Annotated in this window: 21 protein-coding genes and 1 pseudogene; 17 read left to right on the top strand and 5 right to left on the bottom strand. The window is 48.2% G+C overall.

What is annotated here, in order from left to right; all coding sequences use genetic code 11:
- Window positions 1-13: 13 nt before the first annotated feature.
- From B1728_RS21190 to B1728_RS21195, 3 genes are all read left to right on the top strand, one after another.
- The gene (locus tag B1728_RS21190) at window positions 14-1,012 is read left to right on the top strand and encodes an aminoglycoside phosphotransferase family protein (protein WP_079912396.1); all 999 of its coding nucleotides are present in this window, start codon (window positions 14-16) and stop codon (window positions 1,010-1,012) included.
- A 157-nt stretch (window positions 1,013-1,169) separates the two neighbouring features.
- The gene (locus B1728_RS36370) at window positions 1,170-1,340 is read left to right on the top strand and encodes a hypothetical protein (protein WP_179136123.1); all 171 of its coding nucleotides are present in this window, start codon (window positions 1,170-1,172) and stop codon (window positions 1,338-1,340) included.
- Window positions 1,341-1,373: 33 nt separating this feature from the next.
- Window positions 1,374-1,877, top strand: coding sequence for an NUDIX hydrolase (locus tag B1728_RS21195; RefSeq protein ID WP_079912397.1), 504 nt, complete (start codon window positions 1,374-1,376; stop codon window positions 1,875-1,877).
- A 24-nt stretch (window positions 1,878-1,901) separates the two neighbouring features.
- On the opposite strand, the gene B1728_RS21200 is transcribed toward B1728_RS21195, so the two are convergent.
- On the bottom strand, window positions 1,902-2,474 hold the full coding sequence (locus B1728_RS21200) for a DUF421 domain-containing protein (protein ID WP_079912398.1): 573 nt from the start codon (window positions 2,472-2,474) through the stop codon (window positions 1,902-1,904).
- Between the two features lie 431 nt (window positions 2,475-2,905).
- Here B1728_RS21200 and B1728_RS21205 point away from each other — a divergent pair, with 431 nt between their 5' ends.
- The 10 genes and pseudogenes from B1728_RS21205 (at window position 2,906) to B1728_RS21250 (ending at window position 12,478) form a co-directional block, all read left to right on the top strand.
- Window positions 2,906-3,742 carry a hypothetical protein gene (locus B1728_RS21205; RefSeq protein ID WP_079912399.1) on the top strand — a complete coding sequence of 279 codons (837 nt, stop codon included), beginning with the start codon at window positions 2,906-2,908 and terminating at the stop codon, window positions 3,740-3,742.
- Between the two features lie 129 nt (window positions 3,743-3,871).
- Window positions 3,872-4,027 (top strand): annotated as a pseudogene (locus B1728_RS36900) (TetR/AcrR family transcriptional regulator); the annotation flags it as partial.
- A 3-nt stretch (window positions 4,028-4,030) separates the two neighbouring features.
- Window positions 4,031-4,444, top strand: a complete 414-nt coding sequence (locus tag B1728_RS21210; RefSeq protein WP_256865456.1) for a TetR family transcriptional regulator C-terminal domain-containing protein — start codon at window positions 4,031-4,033, stop codon at window positions 4,442-4,444.
- 459 nt (window positions 4,445-4,903) lie between these two features.
- The gene (locus tag B1728_RS36905) at window positions 4,904-5,545 is read left to right on the top strand and encodes an MBL fold metallo-hydrolase (protein ID WP_256865457.1); all 642 of its coding nucleotides are present in this window, start codon (window positions 4,904-4,906) and stop codon (window positions 5,543-5,545) included.
- Window positions 5,546-5,655: 110 nt separating this feature from the next.
- Window positions 5,656-6,705 (top strand): aldo/keto reductase, encoded by a 1,050-nt coding sequence (locus B1728_RS21220; RefSeq protein ID WP_079912401.1) that lies wholly within the window; start codon window positions 5,656-5,658, stop codon window positions 6,703-6,705.
- A 365-nt stretch (window positions 6,706-7,070) separates the two neighbouring features.
- Entirely contained in the window at window positions 7,071-8,066 is a 996-nt protein-coding gene (locus tag B1728_RS21230; RefSeq protein ID WP_079912403.1) for an ABC transporter substrate-binding protein, read from the top strand.
- A 64-nt stretch (window positions 8,067-8,130) separates the two neighbouring features.
- The gene (locus B1728_RS21235; RefSeq protein WP_079912404.1) at window positions 8,131-9,144 is read left to right on the top strand and encodes a FecCD family ABC transporter permease; all 1,014 of its coding nucleotides are present in this window, start codon (window positions 8,131-8,133) and stop codon (window positions 9,142-9,144) included.
- Window positions 9,141-10,184 carry a FecCD family ABC transporter permease gene (locus B1728_RS21240; protein WP_079912405.1) on the top strand — a complete coding sequence of 348 codons (1,044 nt, stop codon included), beginning with the start codon at window positions 9,141-9,143 and terminating at the stop codon, window positions 10,182-10,184. Before B1728_RS21235 ends, B1728_RS21240 begins: the two co-directional genes overlap by 4 nt.
- Before the next feature lie 31 nt (window positions 10,185-10,215).
- A complete protein-coding gene (locus tag B1728_RS21245) occupies window positions 10,216-10,794 on the top strand; it encodes a nitroreductase family protein (RefSeq protein WP_079912406.1) in 579 nt (192 codons plus the stop codon).
- Between the two features lie 97 nt (window positions 10,795-10,891).
- Entirely contained in the window at window positions 10,892-12,478 is a 1,587-nt protein-coding gene (locus B1728_RS21250) for an AraC family transcriptional regulator (protein WP_179136124.1), read from the top strand.
- Between the two features lie 8 nt (window positions 12,479-12,486).
- Here B1728_RS21250 and B1728_RS21255 read toward each other — a convergent pair whose 3' ends face one another.
- The 4 genes from B1728_RS21255 to B1728_RS21270 form a co-directional block, all read right to left on the bottom strand.
- A complete protein-coding gene (locus B1728_RS21255) occupies window positions 12,487-13,941 on the bottom strand; it encodes a DUF3221 domain-containing protein (RefSeq protein WP_144027948.1) in 1,455 nt (484 codons plus the stop codon).
- Between the two features lie 210 nt (window positions 13,942-14,151).
- Window positions 14,152-14,667, bottom strand: a complete 516-nt coding sequence (locus tag B1728_RS21260) for an SRPBCC domain-containing protein (protein ID WP_079912409.1) — start codon at window positions 14,665-14,667, stop codon at window positions 14,152-14,154.
- Between the two features lie 2 nt (window positions 14,668-14,669).
- Complete coding sequence (locus tag B1728_RS21265; protein WP_079912410.1) at window positions 14,670-15,041, bottom strand: ArsR/SmtB family transcription factor; 372 nt, start codon at window positions 15,039-15,041, stop codon at window positions 14,670-14,672.
- A gap of 257 nt (window positions 15,042-15,298) precedes the next feature.
- On the bottom strand, window positions 15,299-15,607 hold the full coding sequence (locus B1728_RS21270; RefSeq protein WP_079912411.1) for a hypothetical protein: 309 nt from the start codon (window positions 15,605-15,607) through the stop codon (window positions 15,299-15,301).
- 251 nt (window positions 15,608-15,858) lie between these two features.
- On the opposite strand from B1728_RS21270, the gene B1728_RS21275 reads away from it, so the two are divergent.
- From B1728_RS21275 to B1728_RS21290, 4 genes are all read left to right on the top strand, one after another.
- Entirely contained in the window at window positions 15,859-17,481 is a 1,623-nt protein-coding gene (locus B1728_RS21275; RefSeq protein ID WP_144027949.1) for a response regulator, read from the top strand.
- 139 nt (window positions 17,482-17,620) lie between these two features.
- The gene (locus B1728_RS21280) at window positions 17,621-18,520 is read left to right on the top strand and encodes a carbohydrate ABC transporter permease (RefSeq protein ID WP_256865448.1); all 900 of its coding nucleotides are present in this window, start codon (window positions 17,621-17,623) and stop codon (window positions 18,518-18,520) included.
- 30 nt (window positions 18,521-18,550) lie between these two features.
- On the top strand, window positions 18,551-19,447 hold the full coding sequence (locus B1728_RS21285; protein WP_079912413.1) for a carbohydrate ABC transporter permease: 897 nt from the start codon (window positions 18,551-18,553) through the stop codon (window positions 19,445-19,447).
- Window positions 19,448-19,816: 369 nt separating this feature from the next.
- Window positions 19,817-21,607 (top strand): sensor histidine kinase, encoded by a 1,791-nt coding sequence (locus B1728_RS21290; protein WP_079912414.1) that lies wholly within the window; start codon window positions 19,817-19,819, stop codon window positions 21,605-21,607.
- Window positions 21,608-21,679 lie beyond the last annotated feature (72 nt).

A 21,679-nucleotide genomic window follows, 5' to 3' on the forward strand; every position in this document is an offset into this window, starting at 1 on the left:
AGGGGGAAAAGGGATGGACCTGCATGCCGCCGAGCAGCGAATGAAAGAATGGGCCGCCGCAAACTCATCTTCGTTAGGGTTGAAGGGAGCGGATACGAAGGCTGAGTATATTTGGAATCCGGGAGGATTCGTCAATCAGTCCTATCGGATTTCCGACGGGGAGACGATACGGCATGTCAAGCTTTCAACGGAAGAAAATGCTTCTAGTCTTAAGCAATGGACCCTGATTAGCGAGTATCTGTCCCATCAGTATCACGCCCCCTGGCTGGTGGGAGAAGTGACGCAGGAGATCCTGCCCGGGTATCCCTATGGCCTGGTGTTTGAATATATTAAGGGAGAGCCGCTAAGCTCCATTTCCAATCCGGATCTGGTCGTTGAGAAGCTTCTGAACGTACTGAAGCGGCTGCATTCCGATGCAGAGATACGGCACAGAATCGCAGGGAAGGCGAAGGGTCGCTCTTACGCGGATGCCTTTATAGAGGAATACGTTGCCCGTTTCGAAGAGGATATGCAAGTCGTTCGGGCCAAACGGCATTTGCTGGACTTTGTGACGGACAGCACTTTGGAATGGTTTGATCATGAAGTTGAAGCCTTGAGACGGATGGTGAGCGGAAACGCAGCTTTTCAGAAGCAGGCGCAGGATGTCGTGCATAACGATTTGAACTGGCAAAATGTTTTAATCGAGGATAGCGGTCATTTTCGGATTATCGATTGGGATAATCTGGAGACCGACGGGGACGCTGCGATGGACTACTCCGTGCTTCTTTGGCCGATGGTTCGCTCCCCCAAATGGCCTTGGTGGAAGGAGCGGGTCGTAGGTTTGGCAGGGGAAGAGCTGCTCGAGAGAATGGAGCTTTACTTCAGAGCCAAGCTGCTGGATGATGTTATTGATATTCTTGCTGATTATGTGGAGGCGGAGAGCATACCGGAGGTCAAAGAAAAGACGCAAAGACGGGCCAAAGAAATCCATCTTCGTGCCTATCCCGAATATGTTAGATTGTACGCAAAATAACATCATGTTATTGACATAGTAGACACCATGAGGCTGCTGGAATCATCCGGCGGCCCTTTTTTACATAACTGCCATTTAAAAAAAGATCATTTACATAAGAACAAATGTACGGTATTGTTATTGGGTAAATATGGAATTTACTTTCTAAGGGAGGGCATTGTATGGGGATTCAATCGGTGATTCATCATCAGGTACCTGTTCAGAGCTTCAGCAAAAGCTGATTGATAGCGGTATTACAGCGACCTTGGAGGATGGCGGCGGATGCGGGTGGTGGCTGTATTTTAGCGATATCGACGGTAACCGGTATTTCGCAGCCGAGGACAAATAAGGCTCTTAATTTACCTATTTCATGGAGGTATGGATGACAGAACCTAAGGAAGTATGGCACCGCCATTTAGGAGCGTATGGGATTTGCTTGCGTCAGGAGGATTTGTTAGTGATCCGAAAAGGGGGCGGCCCCTATATCGGGCGTTACGATCTTCCGGGAGGTACTGTAGAGGAGCATGAAACCTTGAACGATGCGGTGATAAGGGAATTTGTCGAGGAAACAGGGTTGAAGGTACGAATGGAAAGGAATCTCGGTGTGTGCGACTATATAGTTCCCTATGCATTGCGTAAAAAGGGAACCTCTCATATTCATCATGTGGCTGTATTTTACCTGGTTCAAGAGCTGGGCGGAGTGTTGGCTCCGAAGCCGGACCCTTTCGATGGGCAAGATTCTTTAGGTGCCTTATGGGTTTCCACTCGAGACATTACGGAAGATAATGCATCCCCGCTAGTTGTTCAGGCCGTGGAATGGATAAAGCAGGGGCAGCTGCCTGTTGAATCGAAAAGGCTGGATGATTGGGTTGTAATTAGCAGCTGATCGTTCGGGAAAGAGCCCGAAGGCTTATTGAAGCCTTGGCGGAATCTCGCGGTCATGCCGGTCCTTGCTGACTTCTGTGAAAATATTGGGAGACGGGGCTGGCGTTCCGAGCTTCACTCCCAGCATTAGCTCCAGATCGCTCCTAGTTACCGGCTGGGCGTGGGGCATCAGCTCATACCCGTACTCTCCATTGTCTTCGATTGTACCGGTCTTTACGTTCCGGATGCTTGAAATCCCGGCGATTCTCAGCCGTTTCTCCAGATCATCTACGGACATGCGAAGCTTCTTCAGGTTATCCAACACCAATTGTCCTTCCGAAATGACAAGGACGGATTTGCCTTTTAATATCTTTTCCGAACGGTTCCAATGAAGGGTGAGAAATTCCATAGCCACTAAAAATGCAATGAACGTCGCAGCGGCTAATAAGGAATAGCCTATGCCTTTGCCGCCGGCCTCCGAACCAAGAATAGCACCGATAGATAGCAGAATAACGATTTGAGGCGTCGTCATTTGAGATAAAGATTTTCGTCCTGCCAATCTTAAAAATACGGTACCCATAGCCGCCAATATAAGCGAATTAACAATAATATTCCACATATGCCGCCCTCCGAATGTTAATTTATTACAGTATTATTTGCATCTATGGGGGGCGCTTATGCATTGCTGCAGCTATGAGGAACAGCAGAGGCAGCTTACTTTTCATAAAATAGGCGCGGTATATAACTTTACTTTAGTGAAATGCGTCTATGGTTTAGGAAGAGCTTTCAGAACTGAGAGTGATGATAATGAGCAAAGAAAGCAATAGAGTTGTTGTGCTGCTCCTAACCATAGTCTGCCTGCTTCCGTTTCTTTTTCTCTGGTGGTTTATATCGGTAATGAATTCACCGATGGTGGACAATTGAAGCCCGTTTGAAAAACAATTTCGAAATCTACGGTGAACGGCACCAAGGTCCGGAGTCGGAGGACTCGTGGACAGACATTTGTTTTCCCATACGGAGAGATGCCGGAGATTAGTGAGGAGAATGTAAGTGAAACGATGGATTGGATTTATGGCCCTGACGATATTGGTCACCGGCTGTTCGGGGGCTGCTGAAAGTAAGACCCAGGGTGCAGCGTCACTGATCCCACAGCAGGTTTTGGAACAACCGCACTATCAAGAGCTGTCTGCCCAACCCTCTCTTGAGCTGGAATTTTCTCCGCTGCCTTCAACTGAATTTCAGGAGTTACGTGAAGAGAAGCCCCCTAAGGAAGAGGTCTTTTTACATACAATCGAGGTTCAGACAAGCCATGAGCAATCTATCCTTGTTCACCTTTACGCACATAAAGACGATAAGAATCTCATTTATGGCTACTTGCAGGATCAGGATACCTGGTATAGCTTAGGGCGGCTTTCGGGCGACGGATCGAGTAAGGTGGAGCCTTCCCAGTGGAGAGGAGGGACGGTTCCGGAATTTGAAGTGAATGGCTCCATCGGATTAAGCATCTTTTACTACAGGGAGGACTCCCGTAAATGGGTTAAGGATAACGATTTCCAGATGCATGAGATTTACAAGCTCGATCTTGATGGTGACCATAAGGCTGAAATCATTGAGACGCTGTGGACACAGGATCCTTATGTTGCCGTTTATCGGTGGAATCCTGACGTGAAGCAGTTTGAAACCGCGCATATCGCCCCTGCGGCTAATTCATTCTTTGCCGGGGGCAGCGAGCCGCAGTTTGCTTTTCCCTTTCAGGAGGACGGACAATGGTACATTCAGTCGGGAAATGGAGATGTGTACAGCTTTTTCAAGTATAGCAGCGGCTCCATTACCCCGGTCATTCTGGATGATACCCGAAATAGGTTAAAAGAAAAGCTCAGGTACTAAAGGGTGAGGAGGGGAAGTTGTTGCCTAAGTCGATGGGAGCAGCGGCCGTTACGTTTCTTCCCAGACCCATTAGCGACTTCACATGTCAGCGTATTTGACTTTAATTGAATGATCGTTTATTATTCAACCATGAGATATAAGGACAAAAATAAAAATGAAGCTATTTTTCAAGCAACCATACAGCTTTTGAATGAGATCGGCTTCTCTGAAATTTCCATGTCTAAAATCGCCAAACGGGCTCAGGTATCGCCAGGAACGATCTATGTTTACTTCGAAAACAAGGAGGACATGCTGAGGAAGCTGTTTTTGAATGTCGAGCAAAAGATTAGTTCAAGTATGTTCCAGGGTGTTCATCATCCAATGCCGGTCAAGGAAAGATTTGAACTGATTATGAGCAACTATATTGAATTCATTCTTAACCATAAAGATGAATTCCTCTTCTATGAACAATTTTGCAACTCACCGCTTGTCGAGAATTTGTATCTTGAAGATTCCAGTATGATGTTCCAGCCTTTTTATAAATTGATTGAGGAAGGCAAAGAACAGAAGCTGCTTAAAGATTACGATACCATGCTGATGTTAGTTTTGATTTATGCTCCTGTTACCGAGCTTGCCAAGCAATATTACAGAAGAGAATTTGAATTTAATGATAAAAATGTGAAGGACTTGATTCAATCAAGCTGGGACGCAGTCAAAGCATAAGGAGTCCTTCTTTTTTTAAATCATAAATGAATGAACGTTCAATTTTTATTGATTTTAATAAACAATTGGAGAGTTGGTACCTATGTCCAGTAAGAGAAGAACGGAATATCAAACATCCAAAAACTTCGTAAACGGGAGGTTTAAATATCCTGTTGAAACGACTGTCGATTACAACGTGAAGGCTTTGCTCCCCATCTTGCGGCAATATATCAAAGGCAATCCCAGGGCTCGGCCGAAAGAAATACTTCCGGTCCAGCGAATCGTGGCACCTTTATCAAAGGAAGATGTTAATAAAACGGCTGTTACATGGCTCGGGCACTCTACTTCGTTAATTCAGCTGGAGGGGCGGCTATTACTGTTAGATCCGATATTTGAGTCCTATTCCTCTCCTTTCAGGGCGGCAGACGTTATAGCGAACAATTGCCCATTGAAATCGAGGATCTTCCGCAGATTGATGCGGTGCTTATCTCACATGATCACTATGATCATCTGGATTTCAGGTCTATCATGAAATTAAAAGATAAAGTGAGAACATTTCTTGTCCCTCTTGGGGTTGACGGCCGTTTGGAAAGATGGGGTGTTGTTCCTGACAAGATTGTGGAGCTTGACTGGTGGGAGGAATTTGGGTTTGAAGGACTGAAGTTTCGCTGCACACCGGCAAAGCACTCATCGGGAAGAGGGATTTTTAGGAAAAACACTACGCTGTGGTGTTCCTGGATTATTGAAGGAAAACATACAAAGATATTTTTTAGCGGAGATAGCGGCTACGGCCCTCACTTTAAAGAGATTGGCGAAATCTGCGGTCCCTTTGATCTGACATTAATTGAGGCTGGACAATACGACAACAATGGCTTGTGGCCACTGCATATGCTGCCCGAGGAGACAGTTCAAGCCCACATTGAACTTCACGGTAACATATTGCTCCCGGTTCATTGGGGCGCATTTACACTCGCGTTCCATGACTGGGATGAACCGATCAAGCGTGTTCTCAAGGCTGCAGCTGAAAGAAGCGTCGTCATCGCGGTACCTCGCATAGGTGAAAGTGTTGAGATTGGTTCTTCCGAAATGCCATCGGTTCCATGGTGGAGAGATATTACTTGAAGGGGGTGATTCATGTAAAAAGCGGCGCATCCAACGATGATCATTTTCTTATAAAAAAAGAAAGATTTCCAGTTTTGAAAAAAATGAATAACTATGATTAGGAGGCATTTATGAAATATTATTTATTAGGAAAAAGCGGATTACGCGTCTCGGAGCTTGCTCTTGGCACCATGACTTTCGGAACGGATTGGGGATGGGGTGCAGACAAGGATGAAGCACGCAATATGCTGGACATTTATCTTGATCGGGGCGGAAATTTTGTCGATACGGCCAGCGGTTACACGAACGGAAGCTCGGAAAAAATGTTGGGTGACATTCTAGGCGAGCGGCGTGAGCGTATCGTTCTTGCTACAAAGTATACGATGAATACGCACCAAGGGGACCCGAATGCAGGCGGAAATCACAGAAAAAATATGATTCGCTCTGTTGAAAAGAGTTTGTCACGAATGAAAACAGATTATATCGACCTGCTGTATCTGCACTCCTGGGACAATACGACGCCGGTTGAAGAAGTTCTGCGGGCCATGGATGATCTTGTGCGAGCGGGCAAGGTGCTCTATGCAGGGATATCGGATACGCCAGCTTGGCAGATTTCACGGATGCAGACGATCGCAGACCTGAGAGGATGGTCTCCTCTAATTGCTCTGCAAAACGAACATAGTCTGATCGAGAGAACGTCGGAAAGAGAGCTCACTCCGATGGCTCAGGAAATGGGGCTCGGGATTATTGTCTGGTCGCCTCTGGCTAACGGTCTTTTGACCGGAAAATATTCAAGAGAGGATTTGCAGCAGCGAAATATGGAATCCGAGGGCTGGAGTTCACGGATAACCATGATGGCTAGCCATGGCATGTTAAACGAGCGAGTATTTAATATCGTGGATGAAGTCAAAAAGGTAGCAGATGAAGTGAATGCTCCGGCAGCACATGTTGCGTTGGCATGGCTGAGAGCCCAACCGTCCGTTACATCTATTTTGCTGGGTGCTAGTAAAGCTGGGCAGCTTGAAAGCAATTTGAACATGCTGGATCTGAAGCTGTCTGAAGCGCAGCTGCATAGACTCGATGCGATAAGTGCGATTGAGCTGGGGTTTCCGCATAAATACTTAAATGATCCTGCAAATCTGTGGGGCGTTTTTGGGGGCGTAGCCGTCGAGCGTCGCTAAGATATGTACAAAACACCTTCAAGTGATGTTTACCATGTCGTTAGATATGGAAATAACCTTGGAGGTGTTTTTTGAAAATGATAGAATTTTTCACTCAAATACTTGTCAATTTCGCCTGCGCAAGTCGAGTACTTTCTTTTCCAGCCTATAACATTATTTTCTTCAGACAAAAGAGGGCTATTTGCGCTGTAGCTCAACTCAGGGTTCCATATTATAAAGCTGAAACGGTGTACAGGGGAAGATGGGATAAATTTAGTATGTGAAACGGCTAATATTGGATATGTACAAGGAAAAGTCTGCCTCCTATAATTGATAATAATTATCAGTATCAACTGAAAGGTCTAATTACGGGGGGAAGCAATCGGATGAGAGTAATAAAAATGATGTTGGTGCTAGTCCTGGCGCTGGCGGTTTCAGCTTGCGGACAGTCGAGTACGGCTGGGACCGGGGATAAGAACAATAGCGGTCAGGCTGCCGATGGAGGTAAGCCGCCGCAAGGCGCTGCCGCCTACACAGAGAAAACAATTAAACACGCTATGGGTACGGTAACGTTGAAGAAGAAACCGGAGCGCGTCGTCGTCCTGTTTAACGGCGCTGTAGATATTGTTGTCACACTTGGCGTAAAACCGGTCGGGGCTGTAGAATCCTGGGATCAAAAGCCTTGGTACAACTATTTGCGTCCTCAAATGGAGGGGGTCAAGAACTTGGGGGATGAGCTTCAGCCGAATGTGGAAGCCATAATGGCTTTGAAGCCTGATTTAATCATTGGACAAAAAACACGTCACGAAAAAATATACCCTCAGCTCAACAGCATCGCCCCTACGATCATTATGGAGGAATTGTTTGATTGGAAGGAAAACTTGAAGATGGCTGCGGATGCTCTGGATAAAGAAGACGAAGCGGCCAAATTCTTGAGCGATTGGGATAAGCGTGTCGCCGAATTCAAGCAAAAGGTGGGCAATAAGCTTGCGAATACGGAAGTGTCGCTGATCCGGTTTGAGAAGGACGGCAGCGCGCGGATATATGTCACGGGTTTTGCAGGGACGATATTTAAAGAGCTGGGACTTAACCGGCCAAAAGCTCAGCAGGTGGAAGGCAAGAACGTCGTCAACTTAACTTCGAAAGAACAGATGTCTCAGCTTGACGGGGACTACATATTCGACATCACCCAGATCACAAGTGATGCGAACCACGCGAAAACACAAGGCGACTGGACATCGCATCCGCTATGGAAAGGCTTGAAAGGCGTCAAGAACGCTAAATATTTCAAAGTAGATGTCATTACATGGAATTTAAGCGGCGGTGCTACGGCAGCAAAAGCGATGCTCGAAGATCTGTACAAATACTTCGATATCAAATAGCTAATACATGCCTATGAATGAGCCGGGGTGCTCATTCATTTGTGCATCACAGGGAGATTCTCAGATGATAGCAAGCAAATCAACAACCGGATGGAAGTGGTTCGGATTATTGGCAGGATGTATCCTTATGCTGCTGTGCGCTGCCTCAAGCATCCTGTTCGGAGCGACGAACTACAGCTGGCATACGGCGTGGGATGCAGCTTTTCATTACAATGAGGAAATTACCGAGCAGGTCATTGTCCGCACAACCCGGATACCGAGGGCGTTTATTGCTGCGTCGATCGGTGCAAGTCTCGCGATAGCAGGCGCGATCATGCAGACGCTGACTCGTAATCCGCTGGCGGCACCAAGCGTACTCGGGGTGAATGCCGGTGCCTCCTTCCTTGTCGTATTAGGAGCAGTGGTATTCTCTGTCACATCCATGCAGATGCTTATGGTGCTGGCCTTTATTGGAGCGGCCGGCGCCGCCATTATCGTGTATGTATTGGGTTCGGCCGGACGCGACGGGTTAACGCCTTTGAAGATTGTTTTGGCCGGTGCGGCAATGACCGCTTTATTTTCTTCTTTTACCCAGGCCATTCTCGTCTTGAATAAGCAGGGCTTGAATACGGTGCTCTACTGGCTGACAGGCACGATCGCCGGCCGGTCCCCCGATAATTTAATCGCAGTTCTGCCTTACATGATCCTTTGTTGGATAGCGGCATGGGCCATAGCCAAGGATATGAATCTTCTGATGATGGGAGAGGACACGGCGAAAGGCTTGGGACAGAGGACGATGTGGGTTAAAGTGACGGCCGGGCTCATTATCGTTGTACTGGCCGGCGGCTCCGTATCCGTTGCCGGACCGATCGGCTTCATCGGGATTGTCATCCCGCATATTTCGCGATTTTTTACCGGGGTGGACCACCGGTGGGTGATCCCGTACTGCGCTGTACTGGGAGCCATTCTTCTCCTTGCGGCGGATCTGGTCGCCCGGTTCATCATGATTCCGGAAGAGATGCCCGTAGGTGTCATGACCGCGTTAATCGGAGCCCCGTTCTTCATGTATATCGCGCGGAAGGGGTTGGCTCGATCATGAAGCAATATGTCCCTTTGCGCACTAAGCAAGGCCGTCTCTCCATGCTGATGCACAAGAAAACGATGTGGGTGTCGCTTGCGCTTTTATCAGCTTGTTTGCTGATAGCCATCCTGAGCACCGGGATGGGAGAGCTGTATATCTCTCCGTGGAACGTGGTTCTAAGCCTGCTCGGAGCAGGCTCTGATGACTATTCCATGGTGATTCAGAAGCTGAGGCTGCCGAGGATTTTGGTCGGCTTGCTTGCGGGAGCATCGCTGGCCGCAGCCGGAGCGATGCTGCAGGGCATCGTCCGCAATCCGTTGGCTTCGCCGGATATCATGGGAGTAACGGGCGGGGCTTCCGTAGCCGCCGTAGGCTTTCTTACTTATTTTGCAGGCAGCTTGAGCATTCGCTGGCTGCCGGTTGCAGCATTAATAGGAGGGGCGGCCGTCTCCATTGTGCTGTACTTGCTGGCGTGGAAGCGGGGCATAACCCCTTTTCGGCTTATTCTGGTGGGCGTCGGCATGTCTTCTCTTATGTCTGCAGCAACCTCGATGATGATTATGTTTAGCCCCAGCAATGATGCGGGTCAAGCCTATCTGTGGCTGACCGGGTCTGTGTATGCCGCCAACTGGGAGAACGTTCTGACCATCTTGCCTTGGGCAGCCGTCCTGCTGCCGCTTTCTTTCATTCTGGCCCGCCATGTCAACATCAGCCAGCTTGGGGACGACATCTCGGCAGGGGTCGGAAGCTCTGTAGAGCTGAACCGGATGCTCCTGCTGCTGGTCAGTGTGGCGCTGGCAGGAGCTGCCGTCGCCGTGGCGGGCGCTATAGGCTTCATCGGACTTATTGCACCGCATATGGCGCGCAAGCTGGTCGGCTCCAGCTTCGAGAATGTGCTGCCCGTCTCCGCGCTGCTGGGAGGCGCCATCGTCATGCTGGCCGATCTTGTAGGGAGAACCTGCTTTCTCCCGTTGGATGTGCCTGTAGGCATCTTCACTTCCGCTGTAGGAGCTCCATTTTTTATTTATTTGCTGTACGCAAGACGAAACTCGAGATAAGACTATGCATTAGAACAGGGAGGATTGTTGTATGACAAGAACAGATACGAAGCCGGCAGGAAGTGTGGCCGAATTGATCAAACAAAGAAGAACGGTCAGATTATTTAAAAGCGATGCGGTCCCGACCGAGCTGTTGACGGAGCTTCTGAATGTGGCGGTTTGGGCCCCGAATCATGAATACCGGGAGCCTTGGAGATTCATCCTGTTTCAGGGAGAAGGGAGAGCCAGGCTTGCTCAGGCAATGGTACAGACCTATTCGGCAGAGGAGCGGGAGAAGTACGGCAATAAGAAGATGGACTACTTCCTGCGGGTACCGGCCCATCTTGTGATCGTCATGCAAGAGGATCCCCGGCAAAAAGTATGGGAGGAGGACTATGCCGCTGTCTGCAGCCTGATTCAGAACTTCCAGCTTGCAGCTTGGGAGCAGGGGCTTGGCGTCGTTTGGAAAACCAACCATTACAGCTATGACCCTGATTTCAGGACAGCGATCGGCATCCGGCCGGGAGAGAAGATTGTAGGCGTGCTTCATGTCGGGTACCCGGAGATCATTCCACCGGCAAGACCTCGTACTGCGGCTGAAGAGCGATTGACTATCGTAGAGCATAGTTAAATAAAGAATGCAGCGGAATAACCCTTCCCAACAGTGAAAAAACCATCTATACTACAAAGTAATGATAATGATTCTCAATGCTGTTGGGGAAGGTGAAATGCAGATGCTGAAATGCCAATATCCTCTTGTTTTCCTCTCCTCCATACATAAGCGCCGCTATCCCAAGTACCATACGCCGCAATTTCCGGCAATTCCTGCTGACCTATTGTGCGTAGTAACCGGCGGGAAAGGGATGGTACGAATACAAAATCAAATGATTCCCCTAGGTCCCAACCAACTGTTTTATTTGAAGCCCTCCATGGAAATTGAGGTAATGCTGGAGTCCGATTATGCGGATTACTATTTGTTAATGCTGCGGCCAGTGACTGTTACCAGGCAAAAAGGCGAATGGTCATGCCAAGATTCGAACGGCACTATAGACCTTTTGCCAACCGGCAGGCTGCCTTTCCAGCACGCCAAAGGATGGATTCAACAAGTCGAGCAGCTGTACGCTCTCAGCAAGTCCGGGTCCAAAACCGCTTCCTTAGAGGCTCATCAGCTTTTTCAAAGACTTGTTCAAGAGCTTCTTCAGGAGCTGCCTGAGCAGGAAGGGACAGAGCCATCGAGCAATGGCATCGACGAAAGCATCGGGTATATGTACAAGCATTACTCCGAGAAAATTAAGCTGGATACGTTAGCGGATATAGCCGGTTTAACCAGGACCTCCTACTCCAGGAGCTTCAAAAAAGCCAAAGGGATCACACCGGTTCAATATTTGAACCAGATTCGGATTGAGAGCTCTAAGGAGCTTTTGAAGCAGGATTGCTCCATTCAGGAGGTTGCCGAATCCGTCGGCTTCGGAAATGAATTTTATTTTAGCCGCATGTTCAAAAGGACGATCGGTCTATCTCCCACCGTTTATATGAAACGCAAGCAATTGAGAGTGGGAGTGGCATCCTGCTATAGATATAGGGAAAATCTTCGCACCTTGGGGACTGAGGCCTTATATGAAATGAACGGCTATACCATTGAGCAGCTGAGCCCGGAGGAGCATCGAAGATTTGTCCAGGTACAGCTGGATGCTTTACGGGAAGCCCAGCCGGATATTATTTTATCCGATTATCGGCATCTGCCCTTCTACGATCGTCTAAAGGATATTGCCCCGACGATTTGTCTGGATTTTACGATGGATTGGCGCCAACATCATTGGAGAATAGCGGAGCTTGTAGGCCGGGAGAAGGAAGCCAGACATAATTTCGATCAGATGGAGCTTAAAGTGAATTATGCCAAAAAAGTGCTGTCTCAACGGCTCGGGAATGAGACGCTATCGGTCATGCGCTTTTATTACGGCAAATTCCGCGTGTACGGCATGACCGATCATCCCTTGAATCATTTGCTGTATAAGGAGCTTGGGCTGAAGCCGGGGAGCTGTGTCCCGCAGCATGAACGGAGCAAGGAGTATTCGATGGAGAATATGCCGCCTTTCGAGACCGACCACCTGATGATCTACAAGCATCACGTGGGGCCGAAGGACGAAGCTAATTTTGCGGCCATGCTGGCTGGTGAAGAATGGAGTACGATGAAGGCCGTTCGGAATCATCAGGTTCATTTCACTCCGAATTGGATCGGCATGAGCTGGTCGCCTACCGGGCAGAACGAGATCATCGATTATCTGCTGGCAGCTTATTCTTCGGTAAGAGCTTAAGGATAAATTCATCCAACTCGATGGTTAAAGGGGTTTGCTTGTATGAAAGCATTAGAAGGAGCAGATCGCTGGAATAAGAGGCTTTCCTGCCCCCCCTGATACAACGTCATGGTGTATGAATCCTCATCCTGTCCCTGGTATTGATCGGTTAGATCCAAGCGGATGCGTTGTAATCGTTCGGATATGGCCTGGATGATGTCGGGTTCTTGAAGGGTGATCCGCTTTCCTTGTTTAAATTCCAGTTCAATTTTATCGATGCGGGTCACATCAAAATCAAGTATGGTGCTTAGCGGAATACCTTCTTCACTTGGTTTGTTTTCTCCAGCGATAGCTATTTCATAGGCGGTGGTCTGCCCAGGATAACTCATTAAGCTAAACCTCGCTTTCCAAACTTCTACGGTCTGGCCAATGGTAAGGTCATCGAAGCGGAGCTTTGAATCCTGCCCCTTTCTATGAATGTTCGAATCGCCGGCAACACTAAACCAACTCGCCTCAGGAGTAGGATTTATCAATCCAGTTCTTTTATTGTAATTAATAACAAGAATACGTTTCCTTGAATGATCGATTGACATAATATTCCCCTCAACATCCGCCTGGTGTGAAATAGTGAAGGTGGTGATGGAGAGAGGGAAGGAACCTCCGATTTCATTGAATATGGCGTTTTTTAACGCTTCGATCTCATCGTAATTTAACATGTCTCTGTGGCGATAGAGCCTTCGCACTTCAAGCCGCTCTATATCGTTTTCGGTGTGGAGTGAAACAGGCTCCAGGGACAATTTGGTGAAAAGAGGCTCAAACTCTTTCATACCTGATGAACGGAATTTATCCCGGTAGTTCGCTTCTGAAGCGGTGAGGTGAGCTGCAGCCTCTTTATCCTCGTAATGTTCAATAGCTCTAGCCGGGTGAATCCACTTTTCTCCTAAATAGGTTACTACGCGATACCATGGCCTGCAGCGTTCTGATTCCGGTTGGACACTGCCAAGAGTTTCGTCACTGCAAGTATAAAGTTCACCGAGCACTCTTACTGTCTGTGGGGAAAGTGTTCCCACGGTTCGTTCAATGTCCCCAGGTAAGTCATAAATGTCCTCAATATCCTTCAACGTGACATCCATCTGGACTGCATAATATTTTTCTTTGATGACCGCTGGCCCGTTTTGCAGCCATTTCTCGCCAAGCCATGTTTTTACAATATACCGGTTATTTTCCAGCTGATTAGGTGATTCCGGGAGAGCATTGCTTGTTTTAACTACCTGAACCGACTGGAAGGCTGATATAATTCCGACCGGCCCGTCGTTTGTTGAGGCCCCATTATAAACAGGGGTGTCAGCAAGCAGTGTAAGCTTTCCCGGCTGTTCATTTACACTCGTATCGGCTTGAGCTTCTGCCGTGTATATGGTTAAACAAGTAATGAATATTGCGATGATGATGGAGCAGAATCGCTGAAATCCATTTATTTTTGTCAAAATTACCACTCCCTTCCACGTGTTTAGACGCATGGGATGGATGAAAGTTTCCCCCTCAGGGTAAATTCGAGATACCTACTTATGTACTGGCTATGCGAAAAAGATGATTGACACATTGATTACTATGGATAAAGCAATCTGACGGCGATAGCCGTTCCCCGTATCAGGCATCAAAAAAGCCGCCGGCTCTCGGAGCCAGGCGGCAATGTTTTACTTAACCTCGTTCAGACGCTCTTCCAGACGATCCCAAGTTTCGGTGATGCCCTGCAGCATGCCCATATCCATAACGGTCTTGAGCGCTTCCGCAGACACATATTCACCACGATTGACCAGCTTCGTCTTACCGCCCAAATCGATAAATTCCAATACGACCTTGGTCGACGGCATAGAATCGTTCGAATTGCCTTCTGCATCGGAGAAATAATCCGTGTAGACGATTCTCTCCGGCTCGACAATTTCCTTGTACACTGCTTTGCCCCATGATTCCATACCATAAAATTGCCCCTGGTTCTGATCGACACACTTCATACAGTAGTGCCATACGCCCCCGGGACGGAAATCGATGCGGCATACCGGAACCTCCCAGCCTCTAGGTCCCCACCAGTGCTTAAGATGCTCCGGCTCTTTAAACATTTTGAACACGAGATCGCGCGGCGCGTCGAAAACACGCTCCAGTACCAGCACCGTATCATTTTCCACCCTCGAAACCATTGCGTTGCTTGACATGGTCATTCCTCCTCATGATTTGAATGCTTTAATGATTGTTCCTTGCTTTGCAGTTCACGCAAGTAGTTATCCAGATTATCGAATCTTTCTTCCATGACGCGTCGGAAAGAGTCCACCCAAGAATCCAAAGCTTGGAAGGGCTCAGGCCGCAGCTTGTAGATCCGGCGATTGGCTTCGGCCTTCACCTCCAAAATCCCGCTCTCGCTAAGCACCTTCAAATGCTTCGAGGCTTGGGGCTGGCGGAGTCCCAGCCGGTCGGCGATTTCTCCAACGGTCAGGGGACCGTCTCGCAGCAGCTCGACGATGTCCATCCGATTCGGCTCGGCTAAAGCGCTCAGCGTCTTCATGTTCATGTCCGGATGTTTACCTGACATGTCGTTCACCTCGTTACATGATGGTCTGCCGGAATATCCCATCTCCTTTTTTATTAGGATCGACTTCTTATGAATTAAATATACCGCAAAGGGAATATTCCTGTCAAGGAATATTATTGGTGCAATGCTGCTTTTTTAGGGGATGGAGTGAACTATAGGGCTATTGAACATTTGTTAACAATGCCAGTTAACAAAACAGGCCAACCAGAACCCCTGATTGACCTGTTAGCAAGAAGAGCGTCTTAATCGCTCCCGCACTATTCTTCCACTATATCTGCCCTCAAATCGCTTGCAACCTCCATCATTGTGGGGATCACGGCTTCATTGGTCCCGGATACATAAAGGTCCCCTTGATAATGACGGAAAGGAATCTTCGCATCGCCATAGCTCCACATGAAAAAGTCGCCCTCAATGGACATGCTGGTGGTGCCCTTCACCGTAAACACGGATGTATAGGCAAAATCAGGCTTGGATGAAAAGTACTGCTTGCACTCTTCCAAGGTAATGGTTGACTCCGATGGGTTGTTGTCCTGCAAGGTTCTTGTAATACGATAGCGTTTATTCATGCTAAAGTGCCTCCATAGGTTTCGATTGCTATTTGTCCCATGCCCCCCTATTCTACCATGACGGTTTGAATTTCACTATTCCTGTCCGCAAGGCAGCGTTAGAACATTGGAAAAACCATTGCTTTGTCCCTGGACAAGAGTGAAATTACCGGCTGTAAAAAGGAGAGGAGGTTCATTATAATGTCATCCATATGGATAAACTGAAAGTAAATTCAATGTGTCTTGGCGTATAAGAGAGGTGTCTTACGGCTTTGGAACCATTACTGCGCATGTGCGTTATTGATGATATTAAAACCATTGTGAACGGCATTGTTCATCATATTCCTTGGGAGGAGCATGGAATTCAGATTGTCGGCACGGCCTCGAATGGAGAAAAGGGGATTGAGCTGATCCGAACAACGAAGCCCCATTTGATCTTATCCGATATTCGCATGCCGAAGCTGGATGGGTTGGAAATGACCCGCTCGGTCGTTAAGCAAGGGGATTTGACCAAAATTATTTTTTTGAGCGGTTATACCGATTTTGACTATGCCCAGCAAGCGATCCGGTTAGGGGCATTTGATTTCATTCAGAAGCCGTTTACCCCTTCACAAATATTGGAGGTCGTCTTGAAAGCCAAGAAAGCGCTGGAGACGGAGCTTTCCGAGCTCGAACGGATGAAGGACATGGAAAGTAAGGTTCGCGAGAGCATGCCGCTGCTTCGCCAGGAGTATTTTCGATTGCTGATGCGTTACCCGACAAGCCCGATTAGCGCAAGCAAACGATGGGATTTTTTGCAGATCCCGATTGCGAAGCAGCATTTTACCGTCATGCTCGTGGAGATTGATCATTTCACAGAGCGGAGCCAGTCCCTCCCGGTGAGTGAGGTGGAGCTAATCCGCTTTGCCATTCAAAATATAATGGAGGAAACGATCGCTACCTATACGACGGGGCTGGTGTTCCGGGAGGATGTGCATCAGTTTGCGGCGATTTTGAACCCTTCACCCACTGAGAAAATGGAAGTTATAGCGGAAAAATGCCGGGAGCATATTAGCCGCTACACCCGCGAAACCGTCTCTATCGGATTAGGCAGCGAGGTTCAGGAAATTCATGAAATCGCGCATTCGTATCAACAGGCCATAACCGCTCTGTCGTACAACTTTTATACGGGGGGCGACAGCGTCTACAGCTTCAGCAACGTTCCCGAGCATAATGGATTGTCTCCGAGGTATTCTACGGAAAAAGAAAAAGAGCTGCTGTATTGCATCCGTTTGGGCAACGAGCAGAAGGCTCTGCAAAGCCTGGAGGAGTTTTTTCAGGAGAGCCAAGCGATGTCGATGTCAACTCCTCCGAATCCGGAATCGATGAAATCGGTGTATTTTGAGCTGACCTTTCTGATTAACAGGGTGCTGGCTGAGAAAGTGCCGCCTGAAGAAATGGCCGAGATGGAAGCCCTGATGCTGGATATGAAGAACGACCCTTCCATCAACCTTGGTGAGCTGCAGGAGCAGCTTAAACGGCTGTGCCGGGTAGGCTGCCAAAAAATCCGCAGGCAGCAGAGCAAAGAGGCGAGCCAGCAGGTAGATGAAGTGATTGCGTACATCCGGGAGCATCTGGACTTGAACCTTACAGTCGGGGAATATGCCAAAATGGTGTATTTGAGCGCCAGCTATTTTTCCAACCTGTTCAAGAAGGTGACCGGGATGACGGTTACACAGTTCGTTACGATGGAACGGATGGAGCGGGCGAAGGAGCTGCTGTCGCAGGGCATGCAGGTGCAGGAAATTTCCCTTGCGCTCGGCTACGAGGACAGACCGTATTTTACCGAGCTGTTCAAAAGGCATACCGGCATGACGCCGTCGGAGTTCAAGCAGCTGTATGGCCTTCCCAAGTAAGTCATATGGACCTTGCGATGCATGGGGCGGACGATCACAGTTGCATTATCCCCTCTCAAAAGTGAGTTTCTCTCTCCTTGAGCCTGCAATGTTTCTCTTATAGTTAAGAGGAAGAAAGTTCATAAGGAGAGGATCACGCGTGTCTAAGAGGTCATTAAGCTATTTCAATTCCTATGTGTTCATTATACCTAGTCTGGTGCTCACGCTGGTTCTCGGTATTTATCCGATACTGTGGGCGTTCCGGTTTATGTTCTACGATTATCAGGGTTACGGTGTCCCGAATTTTATCGGTATAGATAACTTTACCCGCGTCATGAAGGACGATCAGTTCTGGCAGTCAGTGTACAATACGTTCCTGTATGCCGCAGGCAAAATTGTGGTCACGGTCCCCTTATCCCTGATTTTGGCGGTCATTCTGAATCAGGCGCTGAAGGGCAGGCAGCTGCTGCGGGCCATTTATTTCATGCCGACGATCATCAGCGCATCGGTCATGTCCGTTGTTTTCGGGATTGTATTTAATTCGTACAACGGGATTCTGAACCAATATTTAATGAAGCTTGGCATCATCTCCAAGCCGATTGAGTGGCTAGGCCCTGACCATGCCATGCTCACCGTCATTATTATTGCCATTTGGGGGGCGGTCGGGAACTATATGCTTCTGTTTATCGCAGGTCTGCAAAATATTCCGGACGATCTGTATGAAGCAGCCTCCATCGATGGAGCCAATACGGTGCAAAAATTTTGGTTTATTACCGTTCCGATGCTCGGCCCTATCCTGCAAATGATTATGATGCTCGTCATCACGGTTTCTCTGAAAGGCTACGAGAACATTATGGTCTTGACGGAAGGCGGTCCTTTCGGCAAGACGGAAGTCATGTTCCTGTATGTGTATAAGCTCTTCTTCCCGGTTTCCACGACGAATGCGAACGTACAACAGATTGGTTACGGGAGTGCCGTAGGCTTTGTAACGGCGGTTATTGTAGGCATCATCACCCTGGTGTACTTTGCTGCCTCCCGCAGACTTAACAAGATGTACTAATCATTCTTCAGGAGAGAGGGGAATCAACCGATGAATACGAATGTATCTGCACCCGGCGGTTTAAATGCCGCTAACCAAACGAAACGGCAATTACGATTGTACAAATACATCTCTTTCACGATTTTATGGGTATTTTTGCTTGCCCTCGCGATCATGACTTTGTTCCCGGTAGTGGTGGCTATTCTGGGTTCTTTCAAAACGAACATGGAAGTGACGGTTGGAGCGACGCTGCTTCCTGAGAAATGGCATTTTTCCAACTACATCGAGGCTTGGAAAAAGGCGAACTTCGCCCTGTTTACCTGGAACAGCGTGTTCGTCAGTGCAGCCGCTACCGTCGGGACTCTGCTGGTAACTTCCATGGCCGCCTATTCTGTTGACCGCGGAAATTTCCCGGGGAAAAAAGCGTACGTAGCGCTGCAGGCGAGCACCATGTTTATCTCAATCGGCGCGGTAGTTTTGCGCCCTCAGTTCGACTTGATGGTCGCACTGCACTTGAATCAATCGCTCTGGGGAGTTATTCTGATACTCATAAGTGCTCATGCGACTGCCTTTTTCATGCTGATCGGCTTTTTCAAAGGGATACCTAAAGATCTGGACGAGGCCGCTTATATTGACGGATGCAATTATTACACGGTATACTGGCGAATTATACTGCCGTTGCTTAAACCAGCCATTGGCGTAACGGCGTTATTCACTTTCCGGAATGCCTGGAACGAATATATTCTTCCTTTCGTATTTACCATGAGCAATCCGAAGCTGCAGACCTTGACGGTCGGACTGACGAACCTGAAATATGGCGTCGGCGCAGCCGCCGAATTGCAGCTGATGTTGGCCGGGGCGTGCATTTCGATCGTACCGATGCTTGTCGTCTATATTTTCGCGAACAAATCGTTCATGCAGGTGACGGCCGGCTCCTTAAAAGGATAAATGATTTCTAAACGAAAATAACCTCTAGCTCAGGCTAGGTTAGATTGTTGAGAAAACCTGTTTTGCGAGAACTATGCTACATATGGAGGTGGGGTATGCCTCGGAGGAGTTTACGTCCGCCTTTGAAACCCGTGAAAATACCGCTAAATAGAATCACCTTTCACGGGTTTCAATAGCGGCTGGAGGGGCATGTCCCATCGGAGTATATTGGCAATAGTTCAAGCTCTATAGGTTTCTAAACAGATTCACTCTAGCTCAGGCTAGAGTTATTTTCGTTTAGACAGGAAATCATGAAGAGAACGAATAGTTACGGAATGATCGGGGACTTATCGATTTTGATTTTCATACAGCAGGCGGTGAAGCTAAGAGATGAATCGTTTTTTTTATCGCTCATCCTTGAAGAGAAGAATTTGGATTACCTGTATTTTCTTAACGGTGCTGTGCATCGCGGCTACGGGGATCATGTCGTACTACATTGCCTCCAAGGTAACGGAAAATAATGCGTTTCAGCTGAGTCAGAACACATTGAACAAATCCGCTCAAGTGCTCGATGAACGGCTGAGGCATATTGTGGTATCGTCTTCGACGATAATGATCAGCGAGCCGTTCAAGCGGATGATGGAGGATTCCGCCATGCGTAACGTGGATAGCTATTACCAGCATTTATCCGCGCTGCAGTCTCCCTTCACGCAAATCAAGCTGAACGAGTCATCGATTGAGTCTGTACTGATCAGCACGCCCATCGGAGACTTCTACCCTACCAATGCGGTGCGTAATACGCAGATTCCGTTCAAGAGCACTTCAATGTACAACCTGTTAGAAGAGCGCAGCAGCCCTGCTGTCTGGATGGAAGGACATGAGGATACCCTGTTCACGGGGCGCAGCCGCGTCATCTCCTTGCTGCTCAAGCCGTTTACCGAGGGCTCGGGCTCGGATGTGTATATTGTGATCAATGTGAAGGAAGAGGACATTAAGCAGGACATTTACCAAAATTTTAACAGCAAGGGAGCGGAGTTTCTCTTGCTAGGCAGCGAGGGGCGGGAGGCCGTACCGATGACTGCAGCCTCCTCTTCTCTAAGAAATGACCCCGGTTTCTTAAAGCTGCTGGCGGACCAGAAGGTGGGGCATTTTGAATATACGATGGGTCAACCGCATAATAAGCTGCTGGTCAACTATTCACGTCTGCGGCTGGTCGAAGATTGGACGCTGATCAGCCTGCAGTCGAAGTCGGAGCTGCTAAGCCAAATCACGTTAATCAAATGGTGGATTGTGCTGATTATGGGCGTGTGCGTAGTGATCGCGTTTGTGTTCTCCAATGTGCTGTCCGAACGGCTGCTCAGGCCTTTGTACAAGCTGCAGGGACTGATGCATAAGGTGGAGCGGGATAATACATTGGACGTTCGTTTCGAGAGCCAGTTCAATGATGAGGTCACCAAGGTCGGCCATAGCTTTAACCGGATGCTGACGCAGCTGGCGGCCTTGATCGAAGAGGTGAAGCTGTCGGAGCAGGAGAAGAGGAAATCCGAAGTTAAGGCGCTTCAAGCCCAGATTGATCCGCATTTTCTATACAACACGTTAAATACGATTCTCTGGAAGTCCGAAACGGCCGAGCAGCAGGATGTAAGGGAAATGATTATTTCTCTCTCGAAGCTGTTCCAGCTTGGGTTAAACAATGGAAATGAAATGACGACATTGGAGAAGGAATTGGAGCATGTCAGACAGTACCTGGATATTCAGCAAAAATGCTACGAGGGTCTGTTTACTTATATTATCGAGCTGAAGAATCCGGAGCTGGCCCGGCTGCCTATGATCAAAATTCTTTTACAGCCCCTGGTGGAGAACAGTATTCTGCACGGCTTTCAGCAGATGGAGCAGGGCGGGTTTATTTATATCTGTATTGAGCAGGAAGGCGACTATCTGAAGCTAAGTGTAGAGGATAACGGGTGCGGAATGGATGCAGGGGAGGTCTATAGTCAGCTTACCTCTCCCGGCACGGCAAGGTCATCCTATGCATTATCCAATGTGTACAGCCGGCTTCAGCTGTATTACGGCTCCGAGGCGAGACTGAAGCTTGCCAGTGAACCCATGGAACGCACTGTTGTTACGATATGGCTTCCACTCGATGGAAAAAAAGCGATTTCATCCTCTATGGATAGTTGATTTGTCCTTCCTGCGGTTCGTTCGGAATGAACTATAATAAACAAGCAAACCTGACTTTAACCTGCATGGGGG

The organism is Paenibacillus sp. 32352 (assembly GCF_002042965.1).
Classification (GTDB): domain Bacteria; phylum Bacillota; class Bacilli; order Paenibacillales; family NBRC-103111; genus Paenibacillus_S; species Paenibacillus_S vulneris.

Coding starts and splice junctions, on each gene's coding strand:
- B1728_RS21190 (WP_079912396.1), top strand. CDS start 14: ATGGACCTGCATGCCGCCGAGCAGCGAATGAAAGAATGGGCCGCCGCA.
- B1728_RS21195 (WP_079912397.1), top strand. CDS start 1,374: ATGACAGAACCTAAGGAAGTATGGCACCGCCATTTAGGAGCGTATGGG.
- B1728_RS21200 (WP_079912398.1), bottom strand. CDS start 2,474: ATGTGGAATATTATTGTTAATTCGCTTATATTGGCGGCTATGGGTACC.
- B1728_RS21210 (WP_256865456.1), top strand. CDS start 4,031: ATGCTGAGGAAGCTGTTTTTGAATGTCGAGCAAAAGATTAGTTCAAGT.
- B1728_RS21220 (WP_079912401.1), top strand. CDS start 5,656: ATGAAATATTATTTATTAGGAAAAAGCGGATTACGCGTCTCGGAGCTT.
- B1728_RS21230 (WP_079912403.1), top strand. CDS start 7,071: ATGAGAGTAATAAAAATGATGTTGGTGCTAGTCCTGGCGCTGGCGGTT.
- B1728_RS21235 (WP_079912404.1), top strand. CDS start 8,131: ATGATAGCAAGCAAATCAACAACCGGATGGAAGTGGTTCGGATTATTG.
- B1728_RS21240 (WP_079912405.1), top strand. CDS start 9,141: ATGAAGCAATATGTCCCTTTGCGCACTAAGCAAGGCCGTCTCTCCATG.
- B1728_RS21245 (WP_079912406.1), top strand. CDS start 10,216: ATGACAAGAACAGATACGAAGCCGGCAGGAAGTGTGGCCGAATTGATC.
- B1728_RS21250 (WP_179136124.1), top strand. CDS start 10,892: ATGCAGATGCTGAAATGCCAATATCCTCTTGTTTTCCTCTCCTCCATA.
- B1728_RS21260 (WP_079912409.1), bottom strand. CDS start 14,667: ATGTCAAGCAACGCAATGGTTTCGAGGGTGGAAAATGATACGGTGCTG.
- B1728_RS21265 (WP_079912410.1), bottom strand. CDS start 15,041: ATGTCAGGTAAACATCCGGACATGAACATGAAGACGCTGAGCGCTTTA.
- B1728_RS21270 (WP_079912411.1), bottom strand. CDS start 15,607: ATGAATAAACGCTATCGTATTACAAGAACCTTGCAGGACAACAACCCA.
- B1728_RS21285 (WP_079912413.1), top strand. CDS start 18,551: ATGAATACGAATGTATCTGCACCCGGCGGTTTAAATGCCGCTAACCAA.
- B1728_RS21290 (WP_079912414.1), top strand. CDS start 19,817: ATGAATCGTTTTTTTTATCGCTCATCCTTGAAGAGAAGAATTTGGATT.